Source organism: Metapseudomonas resinovorans DSM 21078 (assembly GCF_000423545.1).
Lineage (GTDB): Bacteria > Pseudomonadota > Gammaproteobacteria > Pseudomonadales > Pseudomonadaceae > Metapseudomonas > Metapseudomonas resinovorans.
Window position 1 is genome coordinate 220,651 of the sequence record NZ_AUIE01000005.1, and the last position, 15,557, is coordinate 236,207.

Annotated in this window: 12 protein-coding genes; 9 read left to right on the top strand and 3 right to left on the bottom strand. The window is 63.9% G+C overall.

Annotated features, from left to right (window positions below):
- The first annotated feature begins 100 nt into the window (after window positions 1-100).
- Window positions 101-1,075, top strand: a complete 975-nt coding sequence (gene cysB / locus G559_RS0105710) for an HTH-type transcriptional regulator CysB (protein WP_028627322.1) — start codon at window positions 101-103, stop codon at window positions 1,073-1,075.
- 106 nt (window positions 1,076-1,181) lie between these two features.
- Here the strand turns inward: cysB and G559_RS0105715 are convergent, their stop codons facing one another.
- Window positions 1,182-1,535, bottom strand: coding sequence for a hypothetical protein (locus tag G559_RS0105715; protein ID WP_028627323.1), 354 nt, complete (start codon window positions 1,533-1,535; stop codon window positions 1,182-1,184).
- Between the two features lie 4 nt (window positions 1,536-1,539).
- A complete protein-coding gene (locus G559_RS0105720; protein ID WP_028627324.1) occupies window positions 1,540-2,274 on the bottom strand; it encodes a phosphoadenylyl-sulfate reductase in 735 nt (244 codons plus the stop codon).
- Between the two features lie 194 nt (window positions 2,275-2,468).
- Between G559_RS0105720 and thrH the strand changes: the two genes are divergently transcribed.
- Entirely contained in the window at window positions 2,469-3,086 is a 618-nt protein-coding gene (thrH, locus tag G559_RS0105725; protein ID WP_028627325.1) for a bifunctional phosphoserine phosphatase/homoserine phosphotransferase ThrH, read from the top strand.
- A 125-nt stretch (window positions 3,087-3,211) separates the two neighbouring features.
- On the opposite strand, the gene pabB is transcribed toward thrH, so the two are convergent.
- Window positions 3,212-4,561, bottom strand: coding sequence for an aminodeoxychorismate synthase component I (gene pabB, locus G559_RS0105730; RefSeq protein ID WP_028627326.1), 1,350 nt, complete (start codon window positions 4,559-4,561; stop codon window positions 3,212-3,214).
- Between the two features lie 164 nt (window positions 4,562-4,725).
- Here pabB and G559_RS0105735 point away from each other — a divergent pair, with 164 nt between their 5' ends.
- The 7 genes from G559_RS0105735 (at window position 4,726) to G559_RS0105765 (ending at window position 15,484) form a co-directional block, all read left to right on the top strand.
- On the top strand, window positions 4,726-7,440 hold the full coding sequence (locus G559_RS0105735; protein WP_028627327.1) for a LuxR C-terminal-related transcriptional regulator: 2,715 nt from the start codon (window positions 4,726-4,728) through the stop codon (window positions 7,438-7,440).
- Entirely contained in the window at window positions 7,437-10,148 is a 2,712-nt protein-coding gene (locus G559_RS0105740; RefSeq protein ID WP_028627328.1) for a helix-turn-helix transcriptional regulator, read from the top strand. Before G559_RS0105735 ends, G559_RS0105740 begins: the two co-directional genes overlap by 4 nt.
- Window positions 10,149-10,376: 228 nt before the next feature.
- Complete coding sequence (locus tag G559_RS0105745; protein ID WP_028627329.1) at window positions 10,377-10,826, top strand: DUF6160 family protein; 450 nt, start codon at window positions 10,377-10,379, stop codon at window positions 10,824-10,826.
- An 86-nt stretch (window positions 10,827-10,912) separates the two neighbouring features.
- Window positions 10,913-11,674, top strand: coding sequence for a C39 family peptidase (locus G559_RS0105750; protein WP_028627330.1), 762 nt, complete (start codon window positions 10,913-10,915; stop codon window positions 11,672-11,674).
- A gap of 37 nt (window positions 11,675-11,711) precedes the next feature.
- The gene (locus tag G559_RS0105755) at window positions 11,712-12,716 is read left to right on the top strand and encodes a transporter family protein (RefSeq protein WP_028627331.1); all 1,005 of its coding nucleotides are present in this window, start codon (window positions 11,712-11,714) and stop codon (window positions 12,714-12,716) included.
- Window positions 12,717-12,740: 24 nt separating this feature from the next.
- Window positions 12,741-14,327 carry an outer membrane protein transport protein gene (locus tag G559_RS0105760; RefSeq protein WP_036996965.1) on the top strand — a complete coding sequence of 529 codons (1,587 nt, stop codon included), beginning with the start codon at window positions 12,741-12,743 and terminating at the stop codon, window positions 14,325-14,327.
- Window positions 14,327-15,484, top strand: coding sequence for a MalM family protein (locus tag G559_RS0105765; RefSeq protein WP_028627333.1), 1,158 nt, complete (start codon window positions 14,327-14,329; stop codon window positions 15,482-15,484). The genes G559_RS0105760 and G559_RS0105765 overlap by 1 nt, the downstream gene beginning before the upstream one ends.
- Window positions 15,485-15,557: the final 73 nt, after the last annotated feature.

Here is a 15,557-nt window from a genome sequence, read left to right on the forward strand (position 1 = left end):
GTGCAAAGCAGAAAAAAGCGTCTAGTTTTATTCAGCAAACCATTAATATGGTTATAAACGCCGCCGACATCCTGCGGCGTATCCGCTTTGAGGATCGCCTATGAAGCTCCAGCAACTGCGCTACATCTGGGAAGTGGCGCACCACGACCTGAACGTGTCCGCCACTGCACAAAGTCTCTATACCTCGCAGCCGGGCATCAGCAAGCAGATCCGCCTGCTGGAAGATGAGCTGGGTGTCGAAGTATTTGCCCGCAGCGGCAAGCACCTCACCCGTGTAACGCCTGCCGGGGAGCGCATCATCACCACGGCGGGTGAGATCCTGCGCAAGGTCGAGAGCATCAAGCAGATTGCCCAGGAATTCTCCAATGAGAAGAAGGGCACCCTCTCCATTGCCACCACCCATACCCAGGCGCGCTATGCATTGCCGCCGGTGATCGGTGGCTTCATCAAGCAGTATCCGGATGTCGCGCTGCACATGCATCAGGGCACTCCGATGCAGATCGCCGAGATGGCCGCCGACGGCACGGTCGACTTCGCCATCGCCACCGAAGCCCTGGAGCTCTTCGGTGACCTGGTGATGATGCCGTGCTACCGCTGGAACCGCTGCGTCATCGTTCCCCAGGGCCACCCGCTGGCAAAACTGCCCAAGCTGACCCTCGAAGCCCTGGCCGAACACCCCATCGTGACCTACGTATTCGGCTTTACCGGTCGCTCCAAGCTGGACGAGGCCTTCAGCCACCGTGGCCTGACTCCCAAAGTGGTATTCACTGCCGCTGACGCCGACGTGATCAAGACCTACGTGCGACTGGGGCTTGGCGTGGGCATCGTGGCCAAGATGGCGGTGGACGCCAAGCTCGACAGCGACCTGGTGGTGCTCGACGCCAGTGAACTGTTCGAATCCAGCGTGACCAAGATCGGTTTCCGTCGCGGCACTTTTCTGCGCGGCTTCATGTGCGACTTCATCGAAAAGTTCGCCCCGCACCTGACCCGCGACGTCCAGGCCAGGGCCGTGCAGTGCCACAACAAGGCCGAACTGGACGAACTCTTCCATGGCGTGGAGCTGCCGACTTACTAATCGGTGCAGACAAGAACGAAGCCCGGCACACGCCGGGCTCTTCTTTTATTGAAGCATGGTCGTTGCGGGTGGGCTTCGCGGCGCTCAGCCACAACCTGCGAGACGCTTAGAGGCGATCCAGGCCGTTGCGGTTGGCCAGGTCCTTGAGGCGTTCGACTTCCTGCTCACTGGTTTCAGTGGTGGGCGAGGGCGGTTGCAGCACATCGCGTAGAAAAGCCAGGAACACGGTGTAGACCTGCTCCTGGCCATCATCATCACGCACCACGAAGAAGGGGGCTGTTTCCACGCCGTAGTGTTGCGCCGCCATCCAGCCGGCGCTGGCCGGGTTGCTCTCGTCGGCCTCCAGGATGCGGTCGATCCGCCCCAGGTGGCCGCCGCGCTCCAGACGCTCCATCACATCCCGGCATTTGCGGCAGTCCTGGCCGTCGGCCAGGACCTTCTTCACCAGGGTGATGCGCATGGCGTCAGGCCTTGCTGATGAGGTTGCCGGCGTGCAGCCCGCATTCCTTCTGGGTGGCTTCTTCCCACCACCAGCGGCCTTCGCGCTCGTGCTGGTTCGGCAGCACCGGGCGGGTGCAGGGCTCGCAACCGATGCTGATGAAGCCGCGTTCGTGCAGCGGATTGTAGGGAATCTCCAGCATGCGGATATAGGCCCAGACTTCTTCGCTGGTCATTTGTGCCAGCGGATTGAACTTGTACAGCGGCTTGTCCGGCGTGGAGAAGGCGCTGTCCAGTTCCAGTGCTGCCACCTGGGAACGGGTGCCCGGGCTCTGGTCGCGGCGCTGGCCGGTGGCCCAGGCCTTGACGGTGGAAAGTTTGCGCTTGAGTGGCTCGATCTTGCGGATGCCGCAGCATTCGCCATGGCCGTCCTTGAAAAAGCTGAACAGACCCTTTTCCTTGACGAAGGGCTCCAGCAGTCGCGGGTCCGGCGACAGCACCTCGATCGCGATGCCGTAGTGTTCGCGCACCTGCTCGATGAAGCGGTAGGTCTCCGGGTGCAGGCGACCGGTATCCAGGCTGAATACCTTGACGTTCTTGTTCAGTTTCCAGGCCATGTCCACCAGCACGACGTCTTCGGCGCCGCTGAAGGAGATCCACAGCTCGTCGCCGAAATGCTCGAAGGCTAGCTTGAGGATGTCCTGGGGGGACTTGGTGGCATAGGCCGTTGCGAGTTCGGCGACGTCGAAAGGTTGGCTCATCAGGCAGGCTTCCTTTTAGGGGATGGCGCTGGGCGCGCTCTATGGCGCGCATCTTAGCAAAGGGGAGTTATGCCCCTAAATAACCATGAGGAAGCACCACTGCTGTAATTGGCTATATGCGTTGCATTGCACGGTATCGGGTGAGTCGCTAGAGTGCCGCCTCCAATCAAAAAAGCCATGCGGGGAAACTGCTCGTGGAAATCGCCTGTCTCGACCTTGAAGGTGTACTGGTTCCGGAAATCTGGATTGCCTTCGCGGAAAAAACCGGAATCGAAGCGCTCAAGGCGACCACCCGGGACATTCCGGACTACGACGTGCTGATGAAGCAGCGCCTGCGCATCCTTGACGAGCATGGCCTCAAGCTCTCCGACATCCAGGAAGTGATCGCTACCCTGAAGCCGCTGGAAGGCGCCGTGGAGTTCGTCGACTGGCTGCGCGAGCGCTTCCAGGTGGTCATTCTTTCCGACACCTTCTACGAGTTTTCCCAGCCGCTGATGCGCCAACTGGGCTTCCCGACGCTGCTCTGCCACCGCCTGATCACCGATGAGACCGATCGCGTGGTGGACTACCAACTGCGCCAGAAAGACCCCAAGCGTCAGTCCGTACTCGCTTTCAAGAGCCTTTACTACCGTGTGATCGCCGCCGGCGACTCGTACAACGACACCACCATGCTCAGCGAAGCCCATGCCGGCATCCTGTTCCATGCCCCGGAAAACGTGATCCGCGAATTCCCGCAGTTCCCGGCGGTGCACACCTACGAAGACCTCAAGCGTGAGTTCATCAAGGCCTCCAGCCGCCAGCTGAGCCTCTGATTCCCCCGCCCATGAAAAAGCCCGCGAAAGCGGGCTTATTCGTTTTTGCTCCCCGCTCCCATTGGGAGAGGGGCCGGGGGTGAGGGGCTGTCTACTGGCTCGGTGTCGATCCGGCCCCCCAATTTTTACTCGCCCAACCCCTCCAGTGTCTGCATCAGCACCTTCACCTTGGTGATGGATTCCCGGTACTCCTCCTGCCAGTCGGAGTCGGCAACGATACCGCCGCCGCCCCAGCAACTGGCCTGGCCGTCCTTCACCAGCACGGTGCGGATGGCGATGGAACTGTCCAGTTCGCCGCGAACATCCAGGTAGAGCAAGGAGCCGCAGTAGATCGAGCGGCGGGTGGGCTCCAGCTCGTCGATGATCTGCATGGCGCGGATCTTCGGTGCGCCGGTGATGGAGCCGCCGGGGAAGCTGCCGGTGATCAGGTCCAGCGCATCCTTGCCTGCTGCCAGGCGGCCTGTGATGGCGCTGACCAGGTGATGCACGTTGGGATAGCTCTCCAGGGCGAACAGCTCTGGCACTCGCACCGAGCCGATGGCGCAGCTGCGCCCCAGGTCGTTGCGCAGCAGGTCGACGATCATCAGGTTCTCGGCGCGGTCCTTGTGGCTGGCCAGCAGTTCCGCTGCCTGGGCGCGGTCTTCTTCCGGCGTACGGCCGCGCGGCCGGGTGCCCTTGATCGGGCGGGTTTCCACCTGGCCCTGGCTGACCTTGATGAAGCGTTCCGGCGACAGGCTGAGGATCGCCCCGCCATCGTTCAGTGCCTGGTAGCCGGCGAAGGGGGTAGGGCAGGCGGCACGCAGGGCCTGGTACGCGGTCCAGGGATCCCCTTCACAGGGTGCCTGGAAGCGCTGGGTGAAGTTCACCTGGTAGCAGTCGCCGGCCTGGATGTAGGCCTGCACCCGTTCGATCGCGTTGTGGTACTGACCTTCCTCCAGGTTGGCGCGAAAAGGCGCGCGCAGGCGGAAGGGGCCGGAAGGTGCCTGGCAAGGCTCGCTGAACAGGGCGACCAGTCGTGCGCGCTCGGCCTCTGCCAGGCTCGGATGGAACACCAGTTGGCTGGTGCGCAGCTGGTGGTCGCTGATCAGTGCCCAGCCGTAGAGGCCGAGCTGGGCGTCCGGCAACTGGAGGTCGTCGATGGCCTGGTCCGGCAGTTGCTCCACGCGGCGGCCGAAGTCATAGGCCAGGTAGCCGATCAGTCCGCCGACGAACGGTAAGTCGATCCCCGCCGGCAGGCTGGCCTCACCCAGGCCGTCTAGAGCCCTCCGCAGGCGCCGGGCGAAGTCGTTGGCCGATTCGCCCGGTACCGCTGCAAATGCTGCCAATGGCCAAGCGCTGAATAGGTCATAGCGTCCACGCTCGGCGACTGGACGGCCAGCGTCCAGCAGCACGGCACCAGGCGCCTGACGGACCAGGGCGAAGCGTTCGCACGGAGATTCGTGATAGGGAAGAGCGTGTAATTGGCAGTCGGGCATAGGGCGACGCAGGCTAAGTGCAGGAGCGGATTCTAGTCTGCCTCTAGTGTCGATCCTAGAGCCTTTTCCGACGTTTACGTAGGAAAAGCATTCTGATACTTATGTACCAATCCCACGGGCATGTACGCCCGTTCCACAATGATAACGATACAGGGATTCAGGCAGTGGACGCAGTTCTCAACCCCGCAGCCGGTAGCCGCCAGCGCTCCAAGCTCGTCACACCCCAGGCATCCGCCGATTATCTGCCAAGACCCCAGGTCCAGGCGGCCTTGGCCGCTCATCCCCATGCTCGCCTCATGCTGTTCTCGGCGCCTGCCGGGTTCGGCAAGACCACCGCGCTTGCGGCCCTTGCCGAACAGCGCCGAGCCGCGGGCAGCGCCGTGGCCTGGTTCTCCCTGGAGGCCGAAGACGACGACCCCGCACGCTTCTTCCAGCAACTGATCAAGACCCTCGGCGAAGCCGTTCCCGGCATCGGGGACTACGCCCGGGGCTACCTGCAGAACACCATGCAGGTACCGGTAAACGCCGTGCTGGAAAGCCTGCTGGTCGATCTTGCCCGGCACACCGGGCCGCTCCTGCTGGTGCTGGATGATTTGCACCTGCTGAAAGACCCCGAACTCTTCTCCGCGCTCGGTCGTCTCGTGCGCCTGGCCCCTGCGAGCTTCACGCTGGCCGTAGGCAGTCGCTCCTTGCCACCGCTCAACCTGGCCACCTTGCGGGCCAAGGGCTGGCTGCTGGAGATCGGCCTCGACGAGCTGCGCCTGTCTGCCGACGAAACCCGCGACTACCTGGCCCGCTCCGGACTGCAAGTGGATGATGCCCTGGTGGCGGCGCTGCACAGCCATACCGAAGGGTGGGCGATAGGTGTCCAGCTGGCGAGCCTCTGGCTCCGTCACCAGCCCCAGGCGGCCGAGCAGATGGAGCGCCTGGGCAGTGACCAGGCCACCGTCGGCCAATACTTGCTGGCCAGCGTATTCGAACATCTGCCCGTCGAGCTGCAGGACGCCTTGCTGGCCTTGGGTGTTGCCAGCCAGCTCAGTGGCGACCTCGCCAACGCCCTGACCGGCCGCCACGATGGTCAGGCCCTGCTGGAACGGCTGGAGACCATGCAACTGTTCCTGCTGCCGCTGGACCGCGAGCGCCAGTGGTACCGCTTCCACCACCTGTTCGCCGACTTCCTGCGTAGCCGTCTCAAGGCCCGTGACCCCGAGCGCCTGAAGCAGCTGCATTTCAATGCCAGCCTCTGGTTCACCAACCACCACATGCAGAACCTCGCCATCGAGCACGCCAGCCTGGCCGAAGATCCGGAAATGCTCGCAGCCCTGGTGGATGGGTGCGGCCTGGAACTGATCAACCGGGGCCAACTGAACAAGATCTACCGCTGGCGGCAGAAGGTGCCGGACGACATCGCCGAGCGTTATCCGACCCTGGTGCTGGCGGACGTCTGGAATCGCGCCACCGAAATGGCGCTGCCGGAAGCCAACCAGATGCTCGACGAGCTGCTGGCTCGCTGGGGCGGCGCCCGCGCCGAAACCCAGCTCAGCGACAAGTACCTGGCGACCTTGGCCGTGAAGGCCGCTCTCGCCTTGCAGAAGGATGACCTCGAGCTCTGCGTGACCATCGCCCGCCGGGTCGAGGCCCAGCTCGGGCGCAACCAGGCCTTCCTTGAAGTGGCCATCCTGGTGATCGGCGCCATGGCCCTGGTGATCCTCGCCCAGCCGGAACAGGCGCGTCGTCTGCTGGCCCTGGCGCAGCAGCGCAATCACTTTCTCGAAGGCCGCTACCTGGACATGCAACTGGCCAACGTGGAAATCCTCCTCGCCCTGGAGCAGGGCCAGGTGAAGCAGGCGCAGATGCTCTTCGATCAGATGCGCGCCCAGGTCGTGCCGCATCTGGGCGAGAAGTCCCGCGCCATGGCCCTGCCGGTCATCGTCGAATCCCTGATCGCCTACCAGCAGGGGCGTATTGACGGTCTGGAGGAACGCCTCGGCGCCGCACTGACGCATATCGACGTCATTCGCCCGATCGACATCTACGCCCAGGGCATGCTCTTCCTGGCGCGCATCCAGCGCATGCAGGACAAGCCCAAGGAGGCCCAGGCCACCCTGGTGCTCATGCAGAACCTCGCCGCCCGCAACCAGTCCTGGCGTTTTTATGCGCGGGCGGTGGCCGACGAAATTTCGTTGATGCTGCAGGAGCCGGGTACCGATCGCATCAAGCGTGCCGAGCAACGCTTCAAGGGCGTGGACTGGAACAAGCTTGCCGGGGGGGGCAGCCAGCACGGCGCCAACTCGGCGCTCTGGGTGCAGGGGTTGATTCGTGTGCGCCTGCAGCAGGCTCGCGGTCACTTCAGCGAAGCCCTGCACGAAATCACCCAGTTGCGCGGCAAGCTCCAACCCAATTGGCATGGCTTGCAGCGCCTGCGCCTGGACCTGCTGGCCGCCCTCAGCTACCAGCGCCTGGGCTACCAGGAACGCTCCCAGAGCCTGCTGGTGCAATGCCTGCTGAGTGCCGAGCGCGAAGGCGTGCGCAGCCTGTTCATCGAAGAGGGCGAGGCCATTCGCCAGCTGCTGCAGCAGTTGGAGTCGGCGGAGCGTCAGCCCGCGCTGCAAGGCTTCATCCGCGACCTCCTGGCGTCCTGGCCTGGCAACGACGCTCGCAAGTCCCTGGATGTGCTCGAAGAGGGGCTCACCGACCGCGAGCGCGAAGTGGTCTGCCTCGCCGCCAAGGGCATGTCCAACGAAGAGATCGGTCAGCAACTGGCCCTGGCGCTGGGGACCGTCAAATGGCACCTGCACAACATCTACGAAAAGCTCAAGGTGCGTAACCGGACCCAGGCGATCCGGCGCGCCCGCGAGCTGGGGCTGCTCGAATCATGACCGACCTCTGCCTGTCACGCCCGCACCAGATCCCCTTGCTGCGCACCAAGCTGTTTCCCGCCGATGCCAGCGGTCGCCCGGTGCTGCCACGTCGTGCCCTGATCGAGCGCCTACAAGCGGCGCGCAGTCGTCGCGTGCTGGTGCTCAGCGCCCCGGCTGGCTTCGGCAAGAGCACCGTGCTCAGCCTGTTCCGCCAGCACCTGCAGGCTGACGGCGCGCACGTCGCCTGGCTGTCCTGCGATGAGGCCGACAGCGAACCCCAGCGTTTGCTGCAATACCTGGTTGCGGCGGTGGATGCGGCCTTGCCCGGCTTTGGCGGTAACACCGACGGGCTGCTGCAGGGTGATGTGAACTGGCCTATCGAAGCGGTGATCGACGCCTTCGTCGGCGATCTCAAACGCATCGACGGCGACCTCTACCTGATGCTCGATGACTTTCATCGCATCCGTCATGTCGCCCTGGACCAGGGCGCCCGCTACCTGATCGAGAACCTGCCGGCCAACGTCCACTTGGTCAGCAGTACCCGCTTTACGCCGCGCCTGTTGTTCAGCGAGGCAGAGTCCCTGTTGCTCAAGGCGGAAGACCTGCGCCTGACCTTCGAAGAGACCGAAGCCTACTTCCGCGAAGTGCGCCAGCTACCGTTGTCGAGTAATGAAGTGCGCCTGCTCCACACCCGTACCGAGGGCTGGATCACCGCGCTGCACCTGGCCAGCCTGGCGCTCGCCCGACATCCGGATCGCGCAGCGTTCCTTGCCAGCCTGAGCGGCACCGAGCGCAATATCGCCGACTACCTGGCCGAAGATGTGCTCGACAGCCTGCCGCAACCCTTGCAGCAGTTCCTCGATCAGACCTCCGTGCTGGATGAGTTCTGCGCCGACCTCTGCAACGCCCTGACCGGTCGCCGCGATGGGCTCGACATGCTGATGCGGCTGCAGCGCGAGCAGCTCTTCATCATCCCCCTGGACGAGCAGGGCGAGTGGTTCCGTTACCATCATCTGTTCGCCGAATTCCTCCAGGGACGGCTGGCGCGCCAGACCGATCCGGCGACCCTGCTGCACGCCGCGGCACGCTGGTGCGAAGGGCACGACCTGCCGGATCGCTCCATCAAGTACGCCTTGCGCGGCCGCGACTTCGCGTTCGCCGCTGAGCTGCTGGAGCGCCAGGGCGCGCGACTGATCGCCGGCAACCGGGTCTACGGGATTCTCTCCATGCTCAAGGGCGTGCCCGCCGAGGTCATCCGCGAACATCCGGTGTTCCAGATCTTCTACGCCTGGCAACTGGCCTTCGAGCAGCGCTTCGCCGAGTCCGAGGCGCTGATCGAGGAAGTCAGCACGCGCCTGCTTCAAGGGCGCGGCAAGGTCATTCACTTCGGCCTTGGCGAATTGCTGGCTGCGTCCCAGGTGCTCAAGGCCCTGGTCATGCTCTACCAGGACAAGCTGGAGGCCTGCCTCAAGGTTGCTCGCCAGTGGCTCGCCATGGTGCCGGACAACCAGCCGGTGTTCCGCGCCAGCCTGGCCTGCGTGCAGGCGGCGGCCTATGCGCTGATGGGTGAGTTCGGTGAGGCCGCGAAGGCCATCGCCGTTGCCCGCGACAACCTGAAGCTGGTGGACAGCGAATACCTGCACGTCATGACCAGCCTGATCGAAGCGCTGATCTGCAAGGAAAGCGGCGAACTGGAGCGCGGCCGCGCCATCGCCGAAACCGCGCGGGCACGTGTGGAGCGGGTGTTCGGTCGGCGCAGCCGGGTGGGTGGGCCGTTGGCCCTGGCCTATGCCGACCTGCTGTACGAACAGGACCGCCAGGCGGCGATACTCGCCGAGCTGCCGCTCGCCACCACCTGGCGCGACGTGGCGACACCGGTGGAACTGATCAGCCGGGGCCAGTTGGTGATGGCGCGGGCACGCTTCTTCGCCGGTGAGGCGGAGCAGGCCCTGGTCCAGCTCGACGAATGGCTGGCTGGGCTGCAGGGCGCGGGCTACGAACGGGTCTTTGCCCACGGCATGGCCTGCAAGGTCCAGTTCCTGCTCTGGCTGCGGCGGCCCAATGAAGCCGAGCGCATCTGCCTGCAATTGCAGCAGCACCTGGCGGTGTTGCCGCTGGCGCGCTACTCCGACGCCCATACGGCACTGGCCCTGACTGAAGCACGCCTGGCCCTGACCGAGCGTCGTCCCGAGCGGGCCCAGGCCAGCCTGGAAAATTGCCTGGCGCGGCAACAGGACGAGCACCAGCGGGACCGTCGTCTGCGACTGTCGCTGTTACTTTCTGTGGCGTATTGGCGCAAAGGTAACAGCGAAAAAGCCTTCGCCCTGTTCCAGAGCACCTTGGAAGAAGCCTGGAACCGCGGCTACCGCCGGCTGTTCCAGGATGACGCGCTCTGGCTGCTGCCGCTCTGGGATGCCTGGCGCGCCGCCGAGCCCAAGCGCGCCGGCGCCTGGCAGGGTGTGGCCGAGAGCTTGCGCGAGCAATGCCGCCGGCTCTCCGTCGACCCTGAAACTTTCGATGAAAATCAAGATGTTAGCCATCGCGAGCGGGAGATCCTGCGCTATGTCGCGGCCGGTCTTTCCAACCGCGACATCGCCCAGGCCGTGCATTTGTCGGAGGCCACCATCAAGTGGCACCTGCACAACCTGTTCGCCAAACTCGGGGTGCGTAGCCGCACCCAGGCGGTATTGAAAGGCAAGAGTCTGGGCCTCCTGAGCGAGGCCTGAGGTGGAAGCCCCGTCGCCCTCCATCCCTTGGATGGGCTGGCAGCGGGGGAGGGGCTCAGTAGTTTTGTTCCCAGGTCGAGAAGCACGGTGCTTCACGAATCCACGCCGGATGCGCCTAGGGAAGCAGTGTCCGGCCTGGAGATCGGCGTGAGCCGGTCCAACTGCCGATGACAGGAGTCGACGGCAGGCCCTGGGGCAACCCACCTGTGAACTTTGGAGATAAAAAGAATGAAAAGCTTCAAACAACTGGCTCTGGCCGCTGCTGTACTTGCTGCTCCGTTCATGGCCCAGGCCGACCTCAAGGCCATGGATGATTCCGCGCTGTCCGGTGTGACCGGTCAGGACGGCATCAGCATCTCCGGTAGCTTCAACGGCAGCATCGGCAGCATTGTCTACTCCGACTCCGAGACTGTCGGCAGCACCACCACCACCGGTTCGCTACGCCTGGAAACCGTGTCCTTCACCGGCTTCGACATCCTCGACAGCGACCCGCTGAAGATCGACGTCATTGACGGCGGCGCCAGCGGCGACAAGCTGCAGATCAGCCTGCCGTCCATCACGGGTCAGCTCGAAGTCGGTGCCATCCGTGTCGGCGACTCCAGCGCCGCCAGCATCGGCTCCCTGGCCGTCAACAACATGAACATGTCCGGCTCCACCATCAAGGTCTGGGGTCACTGATAGCGTTCAGCCGGTAATCCGGAGAGCCTCGCCGGCCTGGTCCGGCGGGGACTTTCCCCGAGAGAAGTCGAGTAGTCGGAACGGCAATGATCGAAATCCTGGTTGGCAGTTTGCTCGGTCTGTTTGGCTTCACCCAGTCGGTGGACACCAAGCCGCAACCACAAGGTTCGGTGAACATCAGTCAACCGCTGTCGCCCAACGGCCCCTACCGCGAGACGGCAGTGGTGGAGCCGATGAGCCAGTTGCAGTTCCGCAACGTCATCCGCCAGGCCTACGACTACAGCTGCGGTTCCGCCGCGCTGACCAGCCTGCTGGACTATTACCTGGGCCGGAACCTGGAAGAACGCCAGGTGATGGAAGGCCTGCTGCGCTACGGCGAAGCCGACAAGATCGTCGAGCGTCGTGGCTTTTCACTGCTGGACATGAAGCGCTTCGTCAGCGCCCTGGGCTACAAGAGTGGCGGCTTCCGTGCCGAGTTCGCCGACCTCGACGACCTGGAGCATCCGGCCATCGTTCCCATCCACTACGGTGGCTTCAAGCATTTCGTGGTGGTGCGCGACGTCTACAACGACCACGTGTTCGTCGCTGACCCCGCACTCGGCAACATCAGCTTCACCCGTGCCCGTTTCGAGGAAATCTGGGACCAGAACGTCCTCTTCGTGATCTTCCCCTCGGGCAATGAACCACAGAACGCCATGGCCCTCACCGAGCGTGACCTGCGCCTGGTGGACGACCGCATCGTCAGCCTGTTGGCGTTCCAGGAATTTCCGCAGATCACCAAGTTCACCCAGAACGAAATCGACGAACTGGGTTCGGGGGGCGATATCCGCTACATCCGCCGCAAGTGACACCCGCTCATAACAAGAAAGACCTGGGGATAGCACCATGGGACCAAGGGAATACGCATGGCTGGCCATGCTGGTGCTCTGTACCAGTCTGCCGCTGCACGCCGAGGAATCCTCGGTGGACGATGCGCGTGATGCGCTGAGCAAGAAGGACGACGACGCCGACAGCGCCAAGGCGCTGGAGGAGGTCTTCCAGGCGTCCGAGAAGAGCTACACGCTGCTGAAGAAAGGCGAGCGCACGCTCACCTACGGTTTCGACTATTCGCTGGTGCGCGATGTCCGGGTCGAAACCTTCCGTACCGGCGCCAACGTCTACAGCGTGCTCAGCGAGAGTGAGGCCCAGCACACCTTCACCAACGCCTTCACCTTCGACTACGGGGTGTGGGACAACCTGACCTTCAGCGTGCGCCTGCCCTTCGTCGCCAAGTACGACACCGAGCGCGACCTGAACGTCTACAGCCTCGGCGACATCTCCGCGTCCCTGCGCTGGCAACCCTGGGCGGCGACGCGCGGCCGGCCGGTCAGCACGCTTTTCGCCACCCTCGGCCTGCCGACGGGCGAGAGCCCCTACGACATCAACTCCGACAACGACCTGTCCACCGGCAATGGCTACTACAGCCTTGGCGTGGGCGCCAATATGTCCTACGTGATCGACCCGGTCGTGCTGTTCGGCTCGGTCGGGTACACCTACAACATGCCGGTGCACGACATCCACCAGATGCGCGGCGGGCGCATCCTGGAAGACGTGGAACCGGGCGACACCCTCAACTTCAGCATGGGCTTCGCCTATGCGCTGTCCTATGACGTGTCCCTGGCCACTTCCTACCAGATGGCCTACACGACAAAGCCGACCTACAAGTTCCAGACCGCCAACCTGGAGGGCACCGAACAGACCAGCTCGATCATGAACTTCTCCCTCGGCCTGCGAACGTCGCCGGACTACATCGTCAACGTCAACGCTGGCTTCGGCATGACCGAGGACTCACCGGACGTCCTCCTGGGGTTATCCGTTCCCCTCGACATCAAAGGCCTCAAGGCCCAGTAACCGGCGAGAGCGCACCTCATGAGCATGCATCTTTCGCCGCTTGCGCGGGCGATCGCCGGGGTCGGTCTGTGCTGGGCGGGCATCGCCCAGGCGCAACTGGCCAACGACCTGACCATCGGCAACCCCAAGGCGATGGCCATGGCCAACGCCGTTACCGCCGATTCGTCCGGTATCGACGCCGTGCACTACAACCCGGCCGCCCTGACCAAGCTCAAGGGCCGCCAGACCACGGTGAAGTTCCTCACCGGGGTGATGGACATCCGCGCCAAGTTCGAAGCGCCCGAGGACTACGGCTTCCTCGGCTACGACGACGACCCGGTCGCCAACTCCAGCAGCCGCACCCTGACCCCGGCCATGTACCTGCCCGGCATGGGCGGCATGACCGAAGTGCCCGTGCTGTTCGCGCCGCTGGCGGGCTTGTCGATCAACCCACCGGGTTCCAAGTTCACCTTCGCCACCAACGTCTACGCGCCCATGGCCCTGGGCTACTCGCGGGATTCCGACAGCGATCCGGCGCGTTACCAGGGCCGAGAGGTGGCCTTGCAACGCATCACCTACTTCTCGCCTTCGGTGGGCTACCAGGTGAATGACGAACTGGCGGTCGGACTGTCCGTCGGTTTCTCCCATCAGGCGATGGCCCTCAACCAGGACTTCCGCAACCCGGGCTTCCTTACCGGCCTGACCCGGCTGTTCAACGAGTTCCTCTGCCTGCCGGGAATGGGGGAGGTGGTGTCGGGGATCATCAACGTCTGTGGTGGCAAGATCGGGCCTTTCGATACCCTCGCCAACATGGACCTGGACCTGCAGCAGTCGCTGTCGCCCACCTGGAACATCGGCGTCCTCTGGGAGCCCACCGACTGGTTCGCCTGGGGGGCCACCTACCAGAGCGAGGCGCGCATGCACCTGCAGGGCAAGTACCGGGTCGACTACAGCAAGGACTGGCAAGGCTTCTGGTCCGGCATGCAGTCGTCGCTCTTCGGACAGGTACTGAGCCCGCTGTTCCCTTATGGCAACGTCGATGAGGAAATCGGCAACGCGTCGCTGGACATGACCTACCCGGACAACTTCTCCACCGGGATCAAGCTCGTGCCCTTCGACCGCTGGCAGTTCAACCTCGACCTGAAGTGGAGCGGCTACAGCGACTGGAACGAGTTCGAGATCGAGTTCGACCGCGAGCTGGACCTGCTACGCATCGCCAAGAACTTCGGCGGCGGCAACGCCACCAGCCACAGCATCATCCTCGACCGCGGCTACCGCGATACCTGGAGCTGGGCGCTCGGCGTGCAGTACCAGTGGACCGACAGGTTGGCCGTGCGCGCAGGCTACGAATGGCGCCCGTCGGCGATTCCCGACGACAAGGCGGATGTGCTCGCGCCCATCGGGGATGCCCATCTCTATGGCCTGGGCCTGGGGTACCGCTGGGACAAGGACACCAACATCGACATCGGCTTCAACTACTTCACCACCCAGCAAAGCACCAAAGCCAACACCAGTTGCAGCCTCAACTGCACCGGCATCGACAACCTGGTGTACAACCCCTATGCCGGGCAGAACGTCGAGACGTCCGTAAAGGCATACATCCTGGCCCTGACCTACCAGACGACCTTCTGATGAAAGCGCCCATCCTGTTTCTCGCCCTGACCCTCATCGGTACCGCACAGGCCAGCAGCGGCCGCTACCTGACCTGGATCGATGACCAGGGCCGGGTGCACAACACCTTCGTCGACAGCCGCTACAGCGACCAGCAGCGCCAGGCGGCCAAACGCATCGCCCAGAGTGATCAGGCGCGCCTCAAGGATGCCGATGGCACGGTCTGGCCCGGCAGTGCCAAGGCCGGCGAGAGCAAGCGGCGTTACTTCACCTGGGTGGATGCCAGCGGCAACCTGCAGAACAGCTTCTACGCAGCCGGGCAGGTGGAGGCGGGGGAACGCAACTTCGTCCTGCCCAACGGCCAGCGTTCGGAGGAGTACGTCGATTCCGACGTGCTCGAAGGCCGCGGCTACTCCCGACCGGAACAGGGGCCGGCCTATTTCACCTGGGTCGACGAACAGGGCCGCACCCACAACTCGCCGGTGCCGGCACGGGGCAGGGCGAGCGCGGATGACGAGGAACGGCCCGGCCCCATCGCCTACACCGAAGCACGCGAAATGGCGTTCAAGCGCAAGGCCGCGTTGCTGCCGTCCCTCGACGGTCAACCCACCGCCGCCATGAAAGCCTTGCTGGAAGGCAGCGAAGAGCAGGGCGAAGCGCTGTACCAGAGCCTGGTGGACCGCTGCTGCGGCCAACTGCCGGATGACGCCTTCACCGAAGTCTCGGTCGAAGAGCCGCGCTACGAAGAATTGAACAATCTCTCGCCCAGCTTCGAGTTCCCCATGGGGCGCAGCTACTACAGCGGCCACAAGCTGCCGCGCTCACAGCACAGCTATGGCCTGCGCATCCGCAGTTTCGCCAACCGCCAGGTCGTTTATCCGTCCCTGCTGTTCCTCGACGAAGCCAAGCGCCCGACCCGTCTGGTGAGCGACGCCGTCTACCAGCTCCACGGCGAAACCTGGTACCGCTACGCCTTCATCGAAGGCACCGTGCAAGTGCGCGCCAACCAGGGTGAGCGTTACGTGCTGCTGCTCACCACCGAGGAGGACCGCAGTCTGCAGACCCTGGACAACAAACCCTTCAAACGCCCCCTGCAGGACCTCGCCTTGAGCGAGTCGGGCATGCAGGTACACGAACACAGCGACCAGGGTTCGTTCGAGCTGGCCATCGTGAAGTAAGGACACGGACGGCCCCCTCTCCCTTTGGGAGAGGGCTGGGGTGAGGGCGGGTGGGAAATGCCAGGTGCCAAGG

Excerpts from the sequence above, each read along its gene's own strand:
- cysB (WP_028627322.1), top strand. The coding sequence starts at position 101 with ATGAAGCTCCAGCAACTGCGCTACATCTGGGAAGTGGCGCACCACGAC.
- G559_RS0105715 (WP_028627323.1), bottom strand. The coding sequence starts at position 1,535 with ATGCGCATCACCCTGGTGAAGAAGGTCCTGGCCGACGGCCAGGACTGC.
- G559_RS0105720 (WP_028627324.1), bottom strand. The coding sequence starts at position 2,274 with ATGAGCCAACCTTTCGACGTCGCCGAACTCGCAACGGCCTATGCCACC.
- pabB (WP_028627326.1), bottom strand. The coding sequence starts at position 4,561 with ATGCCCGACTGCCAATTACACGCTCTTCCCTATCACGAATCTCCGTGC.
- G559_RS0105740 (WP_028627328.1), top strand. The coding sequence starts at position 7,437 with ATGACCGACCTCTGCCTGTCACGCCCGCACCAGATCCCCTTGCTGCGC.
- G559_RS0105745 (WP_028627329.1), top strand. The coding sequence starts at position 10,377 with ATGAAAAGCTTCAAACAACTGGCTCTGGCCGCTGCTGTACTTGCTGCT.
- G559_RS0105750 (WP_028627330.1), top strand. The coding sequence starts at position 10,913 with ATGATCGAAATCCTGGTTGGCAGTTTGCTCGGTCTGTTTGGCTTCACC.
- G559_RS0105755 (WP_028627331.1), top strand. The coding sequence starts at position 11,712 with ATGGGACCAAGGGAATACGCATGGCTGGCCATGCTGGTGCTCTGTACC.
- G559_RS0105760 (WP_036996965.1), top strand. The coding sequence starts at position 12,741 with ATGCATCTTTCGCCGCTTGCGCGGGCGATCGCCGGGGTCGGTCTGTGC.
- G559_RS0105765 (WP_028627333.1), top strand. The coding sequence starts at position 14,327 with ATGAAAGCGCCCATCCTGTTTCTCGCCCTGACCCTCATCGGTACCGCA.